Here is a 14,622-nt window from a genome sequence, read left to right on the forward strand (position 1 = left end):
GCGCGACGGAGATGTTCAACGCAGCCTCCGTCAGCTCCCCGGGCGGAGGCCGCGGTCGTTTTTTGACCGGTCACCGCTAAGCCAACGAATGCCTGTCGCGCCGTCCGACTTCAGCGCGGACGACGACGCAAGCGGTTCTTGTCGATGAGCTCGGCGCTGGCGCCGAAATTGCCGTTTTCTGTACAAGAAGCTGTTCGGCCCGAAGCCGCGGCCTGGCATTGTGCGTTGGTCGAGTAGATGCACTCGCCAGTCCCGCCGGCGAAATCGTCACCCTGAATGCAATAACGGTAATCCTTCGCCGAGGCCGCGTTTATGCCCGCTAGGAAGACAATTGCCGATGTCACGAAGGCAACAAATAAGATACGCATGTTTCCCTCCTAAAGCTAACGCGACATTCGTTGCGCCCGATCTCGGAAGCGCCGCGTGAGCTATTTCACACCGACCGTGTCACTGTTGGGTGATGGCGCGATGTAGCTGCGCCTCAGATCTCGTCGCTCCGCGAGCAATTGCCGGAATACTCGACTGGCAGGTGCGCTTGTTCAAAACGTAACGCAGGAACTCCGCTGCTCGCGAGACTCGCATCGCTCATGCGACGATGCGTAGCCTTCCCGTCAGGAACGTTTCCACACGCCCTTCGTTTGCCGTCCATCAATCCCCTGGAGGATAACCATGGCTTTGGAAGCAAACGAAACCGGCAACCTGATCGGCAGCGACAAGGTAGAGGGAACTGCGGTCTATGGCGCCGATCGCAACAAGATCGGCTCGATCGAACGTGTCATGATCGACAAGAAGAGCGGCAGAGTTTCCTACGCCGTGCTGTCTTTCGGCGGCTTTCTCGGCATCGGCGACGATCACTATCCGTTGCCCTGGCAGTCGCTGAAATACGATACCTCGCTCGGCGGCTACGTCACCGGCGTAACGGAAGCCCAGCTCAAGGGCGCGCCGCATTACGGCAACGACAACACGTGGAACTGGAGCGATCCGGTCAGAACGCGCGCTGTCAACGACTATTACGGCGTCGCGATCTGATCGCTGTCACCCCTGCCCTTCAAAAGGCCCGCCTGGATGGGCGGGCCTTTTTGCTGGCAGGCGTGACAGCGAACGCCGGCTCGCATCTTCCTGCGGGTAGAGAACTATTCCGGCTGCTTCGCGTTGGGATCATTCGAAAGGGCAGAACGATGGGAAAATTCTTCTTGATCATTGTCGCTGTAAGCGTCGCAATTTTGCTGGCGACGAGCGCCTATGTCATCAGCCTGTAACCGCGATGCAGTCTGCCGGCAGGCGATCGGAAAGCAACGGCGCGTTTCCCCACCATCGCTCGCGCGCGTCTCGATGGATGCGGCAATCGTCCTCGCCTGGTGGTTCGAGACGGCGCTCACGTCCCCTGACCTCCCCTGACCATGGCAGTTAATGAATTTCATCTTCACGGTCGTTCCCGTCTGGCGCGCACCCCACCAGTCAACGGCGGCTGCCTGCATTACGTTCCTGCACATGGCCGGCCGATACGATTGGTTAACGGACGCTGCCGGCGGCGAGACCGCGTGGTCTGATGCATGCCAATGCATCGAGCGCGATCAGGCTTTCGATTAACCATTAGTTCGCGGGCGATGGCGGCACGACGGGTTTAGTCGCCAAGTGAAGACGACATAAACCGTCAGACCATTGCGTAGAATGCACCGACCGATCCCGGCGGGCCCGTCATGATTACCGTGTGCTTACCGCCGATACACACGGGCTGCGGGTGCTACGAAAGCCGTGCGCTCCTGTGCCCTCTTTCTTTTTTGAGGGAACCGGTTAGCATGCCGCTCGGGAAAAGTGAGCGAACACACACCCAGGTTGTCGTTCGCTCGCGAAGGCAGGGCGCTATTCCGGTGACAGCAGTGATGGAAACGACAGGTCGCGGCGTGCTGGACGCACCGCAAGCGGCGATACTGCTTCTCCTCCTGGCGATCCTTATTCACGCCTCGCCTGCGTTCGCCGAGCCGTGCAGCAGGCCGACGGCGCGCTCCAAGATCGCCGAGACGCTCAAGCTCGCCTCGGATAAGCGGCCGGTCAATCTCACCTTCCGTACCCATGCTGATGGCGTGAAACTGTCGCCCAGTCTCAAGTCGAAATATCCCGACGATATGACCATCATCCTGCAGAATGAATTCGACCAGTTGAACGTCAAGGACGACCGCTTCGAAGTCTTGATGCGGTTCATGGGAAATCCGGAACGGCTCACCGTCCCCTTCAGTGCGATCAAGGCCTTCTGGGACAAGGCCGAGCTGAAGTGTTCCGACAGCTGACGCCTCACTGCGGCGTCGCGCGCCGAATCAGGGCGCAAAGCCCGCTCATCCGCGCGATCGGATGCTCGACAAACAGGCGACAGGATGCGAGCGCGCCCATCAGCGTAGCAGGCGGCGCGGCAGGTTTCAGTTGTGACGCGAGCGTAGCGCCATGCGCATGCCCAAGCGCGCGAGCCGAAAGCGTGAGCGCGTTCAGTCGCCCATCCTGCTGCAGCGGCACGAGCATGGTTCGGACCAGCGCCAGATAAGCTGGCCAGTAGGCGAGATGCCGGTACATGCTCGCAATCAATTGCGGCTTGGTGTCTTCGCCGAATGTATTTAACTCCTCGACCAGCGCGGCCACTTCGGGATCGAGCGCATCCATCGGCGGCAGTTCCGGGATCTTGGTGCCGGATGGTTTTGGCGCGGTCTCGGCGGCCCTCACCGTATCGGCCGGGCGCGGCTCGTAACGCGCCAGCAGCGCCGAGAGCACGACGAGCGCGAGCGCATTGGTATATTGATAGCTGTCGAGCACGTCACGAATCAGCGCGCGTTCGGTCTCGTCGACGCCGGCGGCGAGCAAGGTGTCGGTGGAAAAGCCGGGCCAATCCGGCAGCGCGATCGTTCGCCTGACGGCTTCGGCATGCAACGGCGCATCGCCGAGATAGAGCGGCCGCACCGTGGACCATGTCCATTCCAGCGCGCCCGGCATGGTCGCGAGGTTGCGCCAGATCAGATTGACCACGCTGGTGCCAAGCACTTTGCGGATGTCGGCATAGATCTCGGCGATCTCGCCTCTGGCATCTGATTCGAGAACTGACGGAACGCTTTCAGTCATTACGGATCTATTTAAACGACGCTTTCACCGTGCCCAAACCGTCGAGTTCCATCTCTACGGTATCACCTGCATTGAGCCACACGGTTTTCACGAGGCTCCCGGTCAGCACGATCTGCCCGGCGTGCAATCCCTTGCCCTCCTCGGCGAGATGATTGGCAAGCCAGGCCAGCGCGTTGTGGGGATGGCCGAGCACGTCGGCGCCGCTGCCGCGCCCGGCCTCCTTGCCGTTGACGACGGCGCGGCCTTCGACCTTGAGCAGATCGGGCGCTTTGATACGCGCCACCGCCTTGCCGAGCACGCAGCCGGCGGCGAAGAAATCATCGGCAACAAGCGTCGGCGCGCCCATCGTCTCCCATTTGACGTAGCGGTCGTCGACGATTTCGATCGCGGGGAAATAGGCCTCGATCGCCTCCATCATCCACTCTGCGGTGAACGGAGCTTCCGATGGCGCAAGATTGCGCGCGAGCCGCACTGCGATCTCGCATTCGACACCGACACGGACGTAGTCGCCGTAGCGCAGCCGGGCGCCGCTGTCGTGAACGCCCTTGGCAAACACGCCGCCGGCGCAGGGATGGAGGATGTCGAGATATTCCTGCATCACCGCGCTGGTGCAGCCGATCTTGTAGCCGACCAGGTCGCCTGCCTGCGGCAGCAGCAGGTCGTGGACCGCGCGCTGAATGCGATAGCCTTCCGCCTCGTCGCCGGGCGCAAGCTCAGCGGAAAGCGAGGCCAGCGGCGCGCGGTTGCGACGGGCAGTAGCGATGGTCTGTGCGGCCGCAAGAATGTTGTCCATCAGCGGCGGCTTTCTCTTTTGCAACCCGCAGCGCCAACCGCACCCGGTCAGACGTCAGGTCCCCTACTCGTCGCGATAAACCTTCTCGCGCTTCTCGTGACGTTCCTGCGCTTCCACCGACAGCGTTGCAATGGGGCGAGCCTCCAGCCGCTTGAGCGAGATCGGCTCGCCGGTCTCCTCGCAATAGCCGTAGGTGTTGTCCTCGATGCGTTGCAGCGCGGCGTCGATCTTGGAGATCAATTTGCGCTGGCGGTCGCGGGCGCGCAGTTCGATGGCGCGATCGGTTTCGGAAGAGGCGCGATCAGCGAGATCGGGATGATTGACGTTCTCTTCCTGAAGGGTCTGCAGAGTGATCTTCGATTCCCTCAGGATCTCGTCCTTCCACGCCAGCAGCTTCGCGCGAAAATAATCGCGCTGGCGGTCGTTCATGAAAGGCTCTTTTTCGGAGGGTCGATAATTCTTCAACTTTTCCAAGGCCAGCCCATCTTCACGTGCAAGGCGGGGCGGAAAATTGTCCGTCCGCGCGGGCCTTATATAGCGGCGGGTTGTGACAGACAATATCGTACGTCCCCGTGGGAGTACCGCCCCCAAGGCCTTGCACAGGCAAAGCTATCGGGACGGCCTGCCCTTTAGTAGCCGACCGTGAAGCGCTGGCGGATATGGGCCGGGCGCTCGATTTCGTCGGCGAGTGCAACTGCGAAGTCCTCGAAGGAAATCGAGCTTTTGCCGTCGGCAGCGGTCAAAAGCTGGTCGGTCCCGAGACGGAACTTGCCGGTTCGCTCGCCTGCCACAAACAGGGCCGAGGGCGACAGGAAGGTCCAGTTGAGTTCCTTCTCGGCCCGGAGCCGGTCGAGGAAGGCGGCGCCCTTCTCGGCTTCCGCCTTGTATGCCACGGGAAAACCCGGGGTGGTGACCAGCCGGACGCCCGGGGCCACCTCAAGGCTGCCGGCGCCGCCCACGACGAGGTAGCGACCGACCTTCGATTCCTTCGCGGCGGCGATCAACTTGGCCGGATCGCTGGCCAGAAAGTGGACCGAGCTGATCGCCGCGTCGTGGCCTGCCATCAAACGGGCAAGCCCGGCCTGGTCCATGACGTCGCCCCTGGTCGGCGTGACGCCGGCCTGGGCAGCGACCTTTTCGGGATGGCGGACGATGGCGGTCACGCTATGGCCGCGGCGGGCGAGTTCGGCGGTGATGCGCGAACCGGCGTTGCCGGACGCGCCGATGACGGCGATTTTCATGGAGGTCTCCCTTGCGATACGCGAATTTGGTATCCAATGGTGACTAGATAGCGAAAAGAATGTAGGTGTTAAGAGAGCACTTTTGGGTCACCTGATTACGCCGGAGTAACCGCCGTGAAAGCTGCCAATTCGAAAACCCCGAACGCCTATTCGGCCGAGTGCCCGACGCGCCAGATTCTCGATCGCGTCGGCGACAAATGGGCGGTGTTAATCCTGCTTCTCGTGCGCGACGAGCCGATGCGTTTCAATGCGTTACGCCGCACCATTGAAGGCATCTCGCAGAAGATGCTGAGCCAGGTTCTCAAATCGCTTGAACGCGACGGATTGATCAGACGCCGCGCGATCGCGACCGTGCCGGTGACCGTCGAGTATTCGATCACGCCGCTCGGCGCGACGCTGGCCGACGCGGTCGATCCGTTGCGGGAGTGGGCAGAGAAGAATCTGAAGGAGGTATTGAACGCGCAGCGCCGTTACGACGCGGCGCGCAAGGATATCGCGGCGTAAACTTAGGACCGCCCGGCCTTGGCGAGTTCGACTTCAACCCGCAATTCGATCTCGGCCAATACCGCGTCGAGGCCGGGATCGCCGGAGGAGGACTTCAGATTGGCCGCAGCGTCACGCAACCGGTTCACCGTGGAAGCGTCGAGGTTGCCGGAGAGCAATCCGAGCTTAAGTTCGTCGAGCACGTCGAGCGCGCCCCTGCCCTTCGCCACCGACCGCTTGCGGCGCTCGGTCGGATCTTCGACGCCCTGCAGCGCGAGCAGCGCATCGATGTTGCCGGCGGCCTTGGGTGCTGTGGCCGAGCGCGGCTCTTCGGGCGTAGCCGGCGTTTCCGGCAGCGAGAAGCCGGTCGAACTGGTTCGTCGCGTGTGGCTCGCGGGCGATCCAAGCGTGGTGCCGTTCGGTCCGTAGATGCGCATCGTGGTGATCTCGCCGTGAGAGTCGGAAGGACCTTCGCCTTCCTATGGTTAATGACGCGTAAACGGCCCGGCAAAATCTGCCGACATGCGGCAGTTTCGCCCATCGTGGTGAAGCCGCCGTGGCCTCGCGCTTCCAGCGAACATTCAGCGATATCAAGGCATTGCTTCGAAAACGCGACATGGCACGGCGCTCGCATAGTTAATGGTGGGACCGCCGTCATGGGAGTGGCGCCTGCGGTCCAGTGGAAGTTCTCGAGGGGAGCACAGGATGCCCGGCATCCGTTCGGCAAGACTGATTTGGATGGCCTGCGCCGCGCTGCTGGCGCTATCGCCCTCGTCCGCGGGCGCGACGTCGCGGATCAAGGACCTCGCCAACATCGAAGGCGTGCGGCAGAACCAGTTGATCGGCTACGGCCTCGTCGTCGGTCTCAACGGCACCGGCGACACGCTGAACAACATTCCCTTCACCAAGCAGTCGCTGCAGGCAATGCTGGAGCGCATGGGCGTCAACATCCGCGGCGCCACCATCCGCACCGGCAACGTCGCCGCCGTCATGGTCACCGGCAATTTGCCGGCCTTCGGCACCCAGGGCACGCGGATGGACGTCACCGTCTCCGCCCTCGGCGATGCCAAGAACCTGCAGGGCGGCACCCTGCTCGTCACTCCCCTGCTCGGCGCCGACGGCAACGTCTATGCGGTCGCCCAGGGCTCGCTGGCAATTTCCGGCTTCCAGGCCGAAGGCGAAGCCGCCAAAATCACGCGCGGCGTGCCGACCAACGGCCGGATCCCCAACGGCGCCATCATCGAGCGCGAGATCGAGTTCGCGCTCAATCGCCTGCCCAATGTGCGGCTAGCGCTGCGCAACGCCGATTTCACCACCGCCAAGCGCATTGCCGCCGCAGTCAACGATTTCCTCGGCGTCAAGACTGCCGAACCGATCGATCCTTCCACCGTGCAGCTTTCGATCCCCGCCGAGTTCAAGGGCAACGTCGTCGCCTTCCTAACCGAGATCGAGCAATTGCAGGTCGATCCGGATCTCGCCGCCAAGATCGTGATCGACGAGCGTTCGGGCATCATCGTGATGGGCCGCGACGTTCGCGTCGCCACCGTCGCAGTGGCGCAGGGCAATCTCACCGTCTCGATTTCGGAGAGCCCGCAAGTCAGCCAGCCCAATCCGCTGTCGCGCGGCCGAACCGTGGTGACTCCCCGCACCGGCGTCAGCGTTTCCGAAGACGGCAAGAAGTTTGCGGTCGTGAAAGACGGCGTCTCGCTGCAGCAGTTGGTCGACGGTCTCAACGGCCTCGGCATCGGCCCGCGCGACCTCATCAGCATCCTGCAGGCGATCAAGGCCGCCGGCGCGATCCAGGCCGACATCGAGGTGATGTGATGGACGCGAGCCTTATCAATGGCATCGGCGCATACTCGAAGAAAAAGACTTCGCTGATCAACGGCCGCAACGACCCGCAGCTCGCCGACGCGCTCAAGAAAATTTCGCCCGAAGCGCAGAAAAAGACGCGCGCCAAGGCCGAAGAGTTCGAGTCGATGTTCCTCAATTCGATGTTTTCCCAGATGACCACCGGCGTCAAAGGCAAAGGGCCGTTCGGTGACACGCCCGGCACCGGCGTCTGGCGTTCGATGCTGACGGACGAATACTCGAAGTCCTTCGCCAAGTCCGGCGGCATCGGCATTTCCAACGACGTCTTCCGCACCTTGATCCTGCAGCAAGCCAATCGCGCCGGCTGATCCAAAAGGAAATTCGACATGAATCAGCGTCCTCAGGCTAGGCCCGCACAGTCACCAGCACCGGCACCGGCACGATCGATCTCGACGCCGGCCGAGGCGCGCAAGCTCGCCGAAGAACTGATGGAGGTGATGAGCGCTTTGCTCGGCATCATCGAACGTGAGACCGAACTGGTGCGCGCCGGGAACGTGCGCGAGGCGATGCAGTTGGAAGAGCAGAAAGGCGAGCTGTCGCGCCGCTACATGGTCGCGGTCGAAAACCTGAAGAACGCGCAAAGATATCTGGCGCAGGTATCGCCGGAATTGCTGACCACCCTGCGCCGCCATCACGACACTTTCCGCGCGATGCTGCAGATCAATCTCACCGTGCTGGCGACCGCGCACGCGGTGTCCGAAGGCATCGTGCGCGGCGTCAACACCGAAATCCAGCGCAAGAACATTCCGAGCACCTATACGGCTTCGGGACAACGTGCTGCGCCCGGACCACGCAATATCACGCCGCTCTCGGTCAGCCGTTCGCTATAAGAGAATCCCTTTTGGTTCTCTACAATTTTCATTAAATTTGCGCGGCCGCATCAGAGCGGGATTCAGCGTATTCCCTAACGCCGTGTTGAGGGGTGCCCGGCTATATTGCAACCGATGAGGGGTTGGATTTGACTCGCAGCAAGCCCGGAGGCTGCCATGAGTACAGATTTCAACATCAAACCGGTGGGGGCACCGGTTGCCGCGCCGATCGTTCAGCATGTGAGCGAGGCGGCACAACGTGCGGTCGCGACCGAATTGCCGGCGAGCCAGAGCGTCTCGGCAGTCGATTCAAGCGCGCGCGCCGGCACCGATTCCGCGGCGGTCCGCGTCTCGATTTCGAATGCCAATCCTTCGGTGTCGAACAATGTGGTGATCGATCGCGACGCCCGCGCTGTCGTCTATCAGGTCATCGACGTCAGGACGAGCCAGGTGGTGAAGCAGTTTCCGGAGGAAGCGGTGCTGCGCCGCCGCGCCTATTTCCACACCCTCGACCTGACCAAGGATGCGCCGCAGCGCCTTCGCGCCACCGACCGCAAGGCTTAGGACGAGTAGCGGCTGAGCTTAGCTCGAGCGTGATGCGTAGGCTTGGTCGAGATAAGTCTGGCCGCTCGATGGATCGGTGACGACGTTCTTGATCTGCGCTTTCCCAAGGGCGGTCAGCGTGAACTTGGTGTCGCCGATCCGAAACGAATTGTCCTTGATCAGCACTTCCTGGAATTTGTTGGTGCCGCCGCTCTGGTACTGCACCTTGGCGCGGAAGCCCGTGACGTTAGAGACCGAGATCTTGAACGTCTTCTGGTCCGCATATTTTCCCGTCCAACTACCTTCATAGAGATTGGGATCGACCGCCACGTACGGAGTCTTGGACGGGACGGTCATTCCCACCGTCTTGTAATTGGCTGAGATGATATTCCAGAGGTCAGCCATCTTGCGAACCGGTTAGCCGCGACCGGCCAGGCCAGCGGCGAGATTGCAGTTGATATCGATCAGCGACTTCAGCTTGGCTGGGTCCGGATTCAACTGCATGTCTACCGTCTGCTTCATGACGAACACGCCGATGTTGGCGATGTTCTGACGCACCTCGATCGACTGCGGGTTTTCGTCGGCCTGCGCCGCGCTCATGAAGATCGACCAGAGCCGGCGATTGAACAGCAGCGCGTTCTCCATGGCCTTGCCTGGACCCGCCCAGTTGGTCTGGACCTCCTGGAGCTGTCGTGCGGCCTTCAGCAGCGCCTGCGCCTCGATTTCACGGGGGGACGACGTAGTTTGCGACGTGCGAGCGTAGGCTTGGGCTGCATTAGACATTCACTAACCTCTGTGAGAGCGGTTCGCAGGACGACCGCGGAGAATTCAGGAAAACTGCCCAACTTTCATACAGGTAGCGCGTTTAAATATGGTTAGCGAAGGTTACCGATTGTGTCAGAAGCCCGACGAAATCCATATTTTCACCACCATGCCCGCCATCGGTTCTGATGGAATTAAGATCGCAAACCAAATTTTCCTGAAGAAGCTTTTTCTTTGTGCGGCCGATTCTCGCCGCTCGCTCGCGAAAGAAAAACGGCGGGGTTTCCCCCGCCGTTTTGAAGTTCTGCGTCGCTGCCGTGATTAGCGCAGGAGCTGCAGCACGCTCTGCTGGCTCTGGTTGGCCAGCGCCAGCGCGGACACCGCGATCGACTGACGGGTCGACAGCGCCTGGCTGTTCGCCGCTTCCTCGTTGGTGTCGGCCAGCGTCAGGTTCGACGAGCCGGTCTGCAGCACGTTGATCAGGTTCTTCGAGAAGTCCTGACGGATCTGCACGATCGACAGGTTCGAACCGAAGGCCGAAGCCTGCGAGCGAAGCGTAGTCGATGCGCCGTTCAGCGCCGTCACGATGTCGTTGATCGCAGCGTTGTCCTTGAAGGCGCCCGAACTCAGGACGTCGAGGCCGAGGCCGGCCGGGTTGAAGTTCACACCCTGGATGCTCAGCGTGGACTTGCCGGTTTCGTTGAACGTCAGCTTGAGAGTGTCACCCCCGAGCAGGTTGATGCCGTTGAAGGACGCATCCTGCGCGGTGGTGGTGATCTGATTGATGATGTTGTTGTACTGGATGACCAGGTTGTCACGGGTCAGTTTGGCATCTGGATCAACAACCGGAGCCGGAGCCGTGGTGCCGGCGGCGAACGCCTGGCCGGCGCCAACCGCGGAACCGGTGATCGCACCGATCGTGGCCGAAGCCGCTTCGTTCGTCGTGGTGATCGTCAGCTTGCCGGACACGAAAGTGGCCTGCAGGTTGTTGGCGGCGAGAGCCTCGTTCAGCTCGTTTAGCGAGGAGACACGGCCGGGAGCCTCGCCGAACACGATGTCGGTGGCAACACCGCCGCCGGTCGCAGCGATCCTCAGGGTCTTGCCTTCTAGCACGCCCGGGACTTCCGTGCGAGCCTGCGTCACGCCGCCTGGCAGACCGAGCGCGGTGAGAGCTGCAGCGTTGCTGCTGGTCAGCGTCAGGTCGCTCAGCGTACCGGTGTTCAGCGTGATCTGGCCGCCGGTGATCGTCGAGGCCGTCGACGAGCCGGTCAGACCGTCGATCTTCGCCAGCAGGCCGGTGACGTCGCTGTCGATCTTGATTTGGTTCGGATCGTTGCCGATCGTGTTCGCGGCCACGAAGGTCAGCGTCCTGCCGTTGACGGTGATGGTGTCACCGACCGCGAAGGCGTTCGACAGCGAAGGAGCCGTGCCGTCGCCGACGCTCAGCTTGGTGGTACCGGCCAGAGCACCGGCCGTCAGGGCGCCACCGCCACGAGTGGCGGTGCTTTGAGCGACAGTGTTGATTTCGAGCGCGACGGCCGCGGTACCGGTCACGACGAGGTCGGCGGCCGTACCGGACCTCAGGGTGATGATGCCGCCCGTTGCTGTCGAGGCGTTGGCCGGGGTCGTGTTGCCCGACAGGGAGTCGATCGCTGTCATCAAATCGCTCAGCGAGGTATCGACACCCATCGTATAGGCGTTGCCCGAACCGACGAGGCCATTCGCGCCCGCCTGGAACGTGATCGTCTTGCCGTTGACGACCAGCGTGTCGTTAGCAGCAACCGCAACGGTGAGTTGGGACAGCAGCGACGAGGGGGTCGCGTTGACCGGGCCGGCCGTCTGGAGCTGGCCGCCCGGGGTAGTTACCGTGGTGCTGGTATACGCACCGCGCTGCGGAGCTGAAGCACCGGTGAACGTGGCGTTGGTCGGTGCCTGATCGGCGACCAGATTGTCGGCCGTTGCGCCGTCGATCACGACGGATGTGAACGACGACTTGGTCGAGTAACCGACCGTCGTCTGCAGCGCCTGATTGGCGACAGATTTGGCGGAGTCAACGAGCTTCTGCAGCGAGGTGATGCCGGTGTTGGCGGCCTGCAGGACCTGCACGCCGTTGCCGATGCCGTCGAGCAGATTGTTGATGTCGCCGGCGCGCGCATCGAGCGAAGCCGCGGTGAAGTAGTTGGTGGGGTTATCGAGGGCCGTGTTGACCTTCTTGCCGGTGGCAAGGCGATTCTGCGTGGTGGCGAGCAGATCGGCGGTCGACTGCAGCGAGAGGAGGTTCTGGCGAACCGAAGCCGAGAGAACAATACCGGACATCTTTCATACCTTTCTGGTGTGAAATAAAGAACGAGCCATGATTCCCAACCTCTCGATTGGGCGACGGCTCACTCTGAAACCAAGTCTCTAAGAAAAAATGAATTTGGTCGGATAAGGAGCGCCGGAAGACGTCGAAATTGAAATTAGTTCGGCGCGCGAACGGGCTTCCGTATTCTTACTGGTGAGACGCGGAAAAGCCCCGTCAAATGGGCACAACTCGCATCTTCACCATTGGTTAACCATCATCGGGAAGGATGCCGAATCAGCCGGCGGGCACGACAACGCGCGAAAAGCGCCAATGGGAGAACAGGCATGGCCTTGAAAGTCGAGCTCAAACCGCACGAGCGAATCATCATCGGCGCCTGCGTGGTCACCAACACCGATCAGCGCGCCAGGCTGTTGATCGACGGTGACAGGATTCCAATCCTGCGCGAGAAGGACATTCTCACCCCGGAGACCGCCGATACGCCGGCCAAGCTGGTCTATCTTGCGGTGCAGCTCATGTACCTGTCGCCGGACCCGATGGCCCACCACCCGACCTATTTCAGCCTGGTCCGCGACATCCTCACGACAATGCCGAGTGCATGGCCTTTCATCGAGGGCATCAACAACTTCACCCTAAACGGCGATCTCTATCATGCGCTCAAGGAAGCGAAGAAATTGATCGGCCATGAGGAGCAGATCCTGGAAAACGCCCGGAAAATGCAATCGCTCGACCAGCCCGATCGCAAGTCAGCATAATCGTCACTCGCATCTCAAAAGAAAAAGGCCTCCGTAAGGAGGCTTTTGTCGTTGGAGTGAACCGGCGCGCGATCAGATCGGCAGGAACTTGGTCAACGTGGTCTGGTAGAGCATCGACGTGGTTTGATACGAGGCCTGCAGACTGGTCTGCAGTGCCAGGATCTTGGTCGCCACCTCGTCCTGGTTGATGCCTTCGATCTGGTCGAGCATGGTCTGCGCCATGCCCTTGAGCTGGGTCTGGCGGTCGGTCGAAGCCTTGATGGCGTTCTGCGCGCCGGCGAACTCCGCCTGCATGTCCTGAATCGATTGCTGACCGTTCTGCGGCGCCAGGTTCGCCGAAATCCGCTGCTGCAGCGCGTTCACCTGCGCCTTCGAGTTCGGATTGGCGGCATTGGTCGTGACCGCGGAATACACCGCGATGTTCTGCAACTGATAGCGCAGCGCCTGCTCGTTGGCGCGCGCGCCATACTGCACCGTGATCGACTGGTCGATGCGCGCGATCGCGGTGCCGCGTGCCGGATCATTACCGACTTCGCCCGTGTACCAAGAGACGGTGTTGGCGGATGTGCCGCCGATCAGATTGGTGGCCGTGGCAAAAGGAGGGCCGTTGACACGCAGCGGCGCCGGATTTGCGCTCGCAGCGGCGCTGAAGCCCAGTGCTGCGAACGCGGCCGCGTTCGAACTTGAAACCGTCAGGCTCGCGCCGTCAGCGCCGTGCAGCGCAATCACGCCGCCAGTGACGGTCGACGGCGTCGTGGCGCCGGAGATCGAATCGATCTTGGCCAGCAAGGCCTGAACATTGTCGGTGATGTTGAGCTGGTTGCCGGTCGCGCCCGACGCGACGAAGGTGATGGGTGTACCGTTGACCGTGATGGTGTCGCCGGCCGCAAAGCTCGCAGCCAGCGAATCCGTTCCCGCCGCGCCGGACAGCAGCGTGGCGCCGGTGATCGGCGCCGGCACCGCGGCCTGATTGTTGACCGCACTTCCCGTAACCGTCGCGGACGGATTGAAGAAATTGTCTGATGCCGCAATGGCGGACGCGGCAACCAGCGAGGTGTCGCTCAACGTCTGGATCGAAGACGTCAATGCAGCCTGCAGGTTCGCGGTGGTTGCGACCGTATCAGCGCCGATCAGGAACGAACCCGCAGGCGGCGGATTGGTGGTCGTCGCGGTCAGCGCGATCGACTCGGTGGTGCCATCGGGCAGATTGAAGCTGAACGTGATCTTGTCGCCATTGTTCGGATTGACGGCGCCGAGATCGACGGTGACGGCCGGCGGCACGCCGGTCGGCTGCGTCACGGTCGCTCCCGTCAGCGATGAGCTGATCGGACCAAGCTTCAGCCCGAATGACGAACCATCCTCGGCCAGGCTGGTCACCGTGGTCGTCAACGGCGGCGAGGCGACCGTCAGATGCGCCATGTTGCTGACGCCCTGATCGGCCTGGCGGCGTTCGTTGATCAATTGCTTCAACCCGGCCTGGGTTCCCACGCCGTCGAGCATGACGTCCGCCGGCACCGTCGCTGATGTGTCGGTGGTGCGTCCGGAAAACAGATAGCGGTCACCGGTCTGGCTGTTGAGCAGCGACACCGCATTCGAGAACGCCGCCTGCGCCGTGATCTGACCGGAGGTCTGACCGTTGTCGTTGAGCACGATGGTCGACGTACTGGCCGCTTTCTTTACCGACGTGCCGATGTCGGTCAATCCCTGCAGCGCAAGGTTGACGACGTTGAGCCTGGTATTGACGTTGGTCGCGGTATCCTTGAACGCATCGATGCTGCTGACTTGTGCGCGCAAACTAAGCGCAAAGCCGCGATTGGCGCCCTGCCCCGCATAGGTCGTCGAGACCCGGCCGCTGGCGAGCTGCTGCGTCAGGTCATCGAGTTGCTTGCGGATATTGAGGATCGAGGTCCCGATATAGGATGTTCTGCCGTTAACGCCATCGATCGACATGAAACCC

General features: G+C 61.8%; 20 protein-coding genes. 9 read left to right on the forward strand and 11 right to left on the reverse strand.

Annotated features, from left to right (window positions below):
* Window positions 1-110 precede the first annotated feature (110 nt).
* Complete coding sequence (locus ACH79_RS40620) at window positions 111-368, reverse strand: DUF3551 domain-containing protein (protein WP_161855762.1); 258 nt, start codon at window positions 366-368, stop codon at window positions 111-113.
* A 301-nt stretch (window positions 369-669) separates the two neighbouring features.
* On the opposite strand from ACH79_RS40620, the gene ACH79_RS40625 reads away from it, so the two are divergent.
* Window positions 670-1,029: a PRC-barrel domain-containing protein gene (locus ACH79_RS40625; RefSeq protein ID WP_161855763.1), complete on the forward strand. Its 360-nt coding sequence runs from the start codon at window positions 670-672 to the stop codon at window positions 1,027-1,029.
* A gap of 104 nt (window positions 1,030-1,133) precedes the next feature.
* Here the strand turns inward: ACH79_RS40625 and ACH79_RS40630 are convergent, their stop codons facing one another.
* A complete protein-coding gene (locus tag ACH79_RS40630; protein WP_161855764.1) occupies window positions 1,134-1,478 on the reverse strand; it encodes a hypothetical protein in 345 nt (114 codons plus the stop codon).
* 405 nt (window positions 1,479-1,883) lie between these two features.
* On the opposite strand from ACH79_RS40630, the gene ACH79_RS40635 reads away from it, so the two are divergent.
* Window positions 1,884-2,288: a ClpXP protease specificity-enhancing factor SspB gene (locus ACH79_RS40635; RefSeq protein WP_161855765.1), complete on the forward strand. Its 405-nt coding sequence runs from the start codon at window positions 1,884-1,886 to the stop codon at window positions 2,286-2,288.
* A gap of 4 nt (window positions 2,289-2,292) precedes the next feature.
* On the opposite strand, the gene ACH79_RS40640 is transcribed toward ACH79_RS40635, so the two are convergent.
* The 4 genes from ACH79_RS40640 to ACH79_RS40655 form a co-directional block, all read right to left on the reverse strand.
* Window positions 2,293-3,105, reverse strand: a complete 813-nt coding sequence (locus ACH79_RS40640; RefSeq protein ID WP_161855766.1) for a hypothetical protein — start codon at window positions 3,103-3,105, stop codon at window positions 2,293-2,295.
* Between the two features lie 7 nt (window positions 3,106-3,112).
* Complete coding sequence (locus ACH79_RS40645) at window positions 3,113-3,898, reverse strand: 2-keto-4-pentenoate hydratase (RefSeq protein ID WP_161855767.1); 786 nt, start codon at window positions 3,896-3,898, stop codon at window positions 3,113-3,115.
* A 63-nt stretch (window positions 3,899-3,961) separates the two neighbouring features.
* The gene (dksA, locus tag ACH79_RS40650; protein WP_092509290.1) at window positions 3,962-4,327 is read right to left on the reverse strand and encodes an RNA polymerase-binding protein DksA; all 366 of its coding nucleotides are present in this window, start codon (window positions 4,325-4,327) and stop codon (window positions 3,962-3,964) included.
* Between the two features lie 200 nt (window positions 4,328-4,527).
* The gene (locus ACH79_RS40655; RefSeq protein WP_161855768.1) at window positions 4,528-5,139 is read right to left on the reverse strand and encodes an NAD(P)-dependent oxidoreductase; all 612 of its coding nucleotides are present in this window, start codon (window positions 5,137-5,139) and stop codon (window positions 4,528-4,530) included.
* 114 nt (window positions 5,140-5,253) lie between these two features.
* On the opposite strand from ACH79_RS40655, the gene ACH79_RS40660 reads away from it, so the two are divergent.
* The gene (locus tag ACH79_RS40660; RefSeq protein WP_161855769.1) at window positions 5,254-5,643 is read left to right on the forward strand and encodes a helix-turn-helix domain-containing protein; all 390 of its coding nucleotides are present in this window, start codon (window positions 5,254-5,256) and stop codon (window positions 5,641-5,643) included.
* 2 nt (window positions 5,644-5,645) lie between these two features.
* Here the strand turns inward: ACH79_RS40660 and ACH79_RS40665 are convergent, their stop codons facing one another.
* Entirely contained in the window at window positions 5,646-6,059 is a 414-nt protein-coding gene (locus ACH79_RS40665; RefSeq protein ID WP_161855770.1) for a flagellar assembly protein FliX, read from the reverse strand.
* Window positions 6,060-6,327: 268 nt separating this feature from the next.
* On the opposite strand from ACH79_RS40665, the gene ACH79_RS40670 reads away from it, so the two are divergent.
* From ACH79_RS40670 to ACH79_RS40685, 4 genes are all read left to right on the forward strand, one after another.
* Entirely contained in the window at window positions 6,328-7,446 is a 1,119-nt protein-coding gene (locus ACH79_RS40670; protein WP_161855771.1) for a flagellar basal body P-ring protein FlgI, read from the forward strand.
* Window positions 7,446-7,802 carry a flagellar assembly peptidoglycan hydrolase FlgJ gene (gene flgJ, locus ACH79_RS40675; RefSeq protein WP_161855772.1) on the forward strand — a complete coding sequence of 119 codons (357 nt, stop codon included), beginning with the start codon at window positions 7,446-7,448 and terminating at the stop codon, window positions 7,800-7,802. The genes ACH79_RS40670 and flgJ overlap by 1 nt, the downstream gene beginning before the upstream one ends.
* Window positions 7,803-7,820: 18 nt before the next feature.
* On the forward strand, window positions 7,821-8,324 hold the full coding sequence (locus ACH79_RS40680) for a hypothetical protein (RefSeq protein ID WP_161855773.1): 504 nt from the start codon (window positions 7,821-7,823) through the stop codon (window positions 8,322-8,324).
* Window positions 8,325-8,480: 156 nt separating this feature from the next.
* Complete coding sequence (locus ACH79_RS40685) at window positions 8,481-8,867, forward strand: hypothetical protein (protein WP_161855774.1); 387 nt, start codon at window positions 8,481-8,483, stop codon at window positions 8,865-8,867.
* A gap of 18 nt (window positions 8,868-8,885) precedes the next feature.
* On the opposite strand, the gene ACH79_RS40690 is transcribed toward ACH79_RS40685, so the two are convergent.
* Together ACH79_RS40690 and flaF are read right to left on the reverse strand one after the other, a co-directional pair.
* Complete coding sequence (locus ACH79_RS40690) at window positions 8,886-9,251, reverse strand: hypothetical protein (RefSeq protein ID WP_161855775.1); 366 nt, start codon at window positions 9,249-9,251, stop codon at window positions 8,886-8,888.
* 12 nt (window positions 9,252-9,263) lie between these two features.
* Window positions 9,264-9,629, reverse strand: coding sequence for a flagellar biosynthesis regulator FlaF (gene flaF / locus ACH79_RS40695; RefSeq protein ID WP_161855776.1), 366 nt, complete (start codon window positions 9,627-9,629; stop codon window positions 9,264-9,266).
* A 109-nt stretch (window positions 9,630-9,738) separates the two neighbouring features.
* Between flaF and ACH79_RS40700 the strand changes: the two genes are divergently transcribed.
* Window positions 9,739-9,933 carry a hypothetical protein gene (locus ACH79_RS40700; protein ID WP_161855777.1) on the forward strand — a complete coding sequence of 65 codons (195 nt, stop codon included), beginning with the start codon at window positions 9,739-9,741 and terminating at the stop codon, window positions 9,931-9,933.
* Here ACH79_RS40700 and ACH79_RS40705 read toward each other — a convergent pair.
* Entirely contained in the window at window positions 9,930-11,924 is a 1,995-nt protein-coding gene (locus ACH79_RS40705; RefSeq protein ID WP_161855778.1) for a flagellin, read from the reverse strand. The two genes, ACH79_RS40700 and ACH79_RS40705, sit on opposite strands and share 4 nt — an antisense overlap.
* A gap of 312 nt (window positions 11,925-12,236) precedes the next feature.
* On the opposite strand from ACH79_RS40705, the gene flbT reads away from it, so the two are divergent.
* Window positions 12,237-12,665, forward strand: a complete 429-nt coding sequence (gene flbT / locus ACH79_RS40710; protein ID WP_161855779.1) for a flagellar biosynthesis repressor FlbT — start codon at window positions 12,237-12,239, stop codon at window positions 12,663-12,665.
* Between the two features lie 72 nt (window positions 12,666-12,737).
* On the opposite strand, the gene ACH79_RS40715 is transcribed toward flbT, so the two are convergent.
* Window positions 12,738-14,615 (reverse strand): flagellar protein, encoded by a 1,878-nt coding sequence (locus ACH79_RS40715; protein ID WP_161855780.1) that lies wholly within the window; start codon window positions 14,613-14,615, stop codon window positions 12,738-12,740.
* Window positions 14,616-14,622: the final 7 nt, after the last annotated feature.

This window comes from Bradyrhizobium sp. CCBAU 051011 (assembly GCF_009930815.1).
Lineage (GTDB): Bacteria > Pseudomonadota > Alphaproteobacteria > Rhizobiales > Xanthobacteraceae > Bradyrhizobium.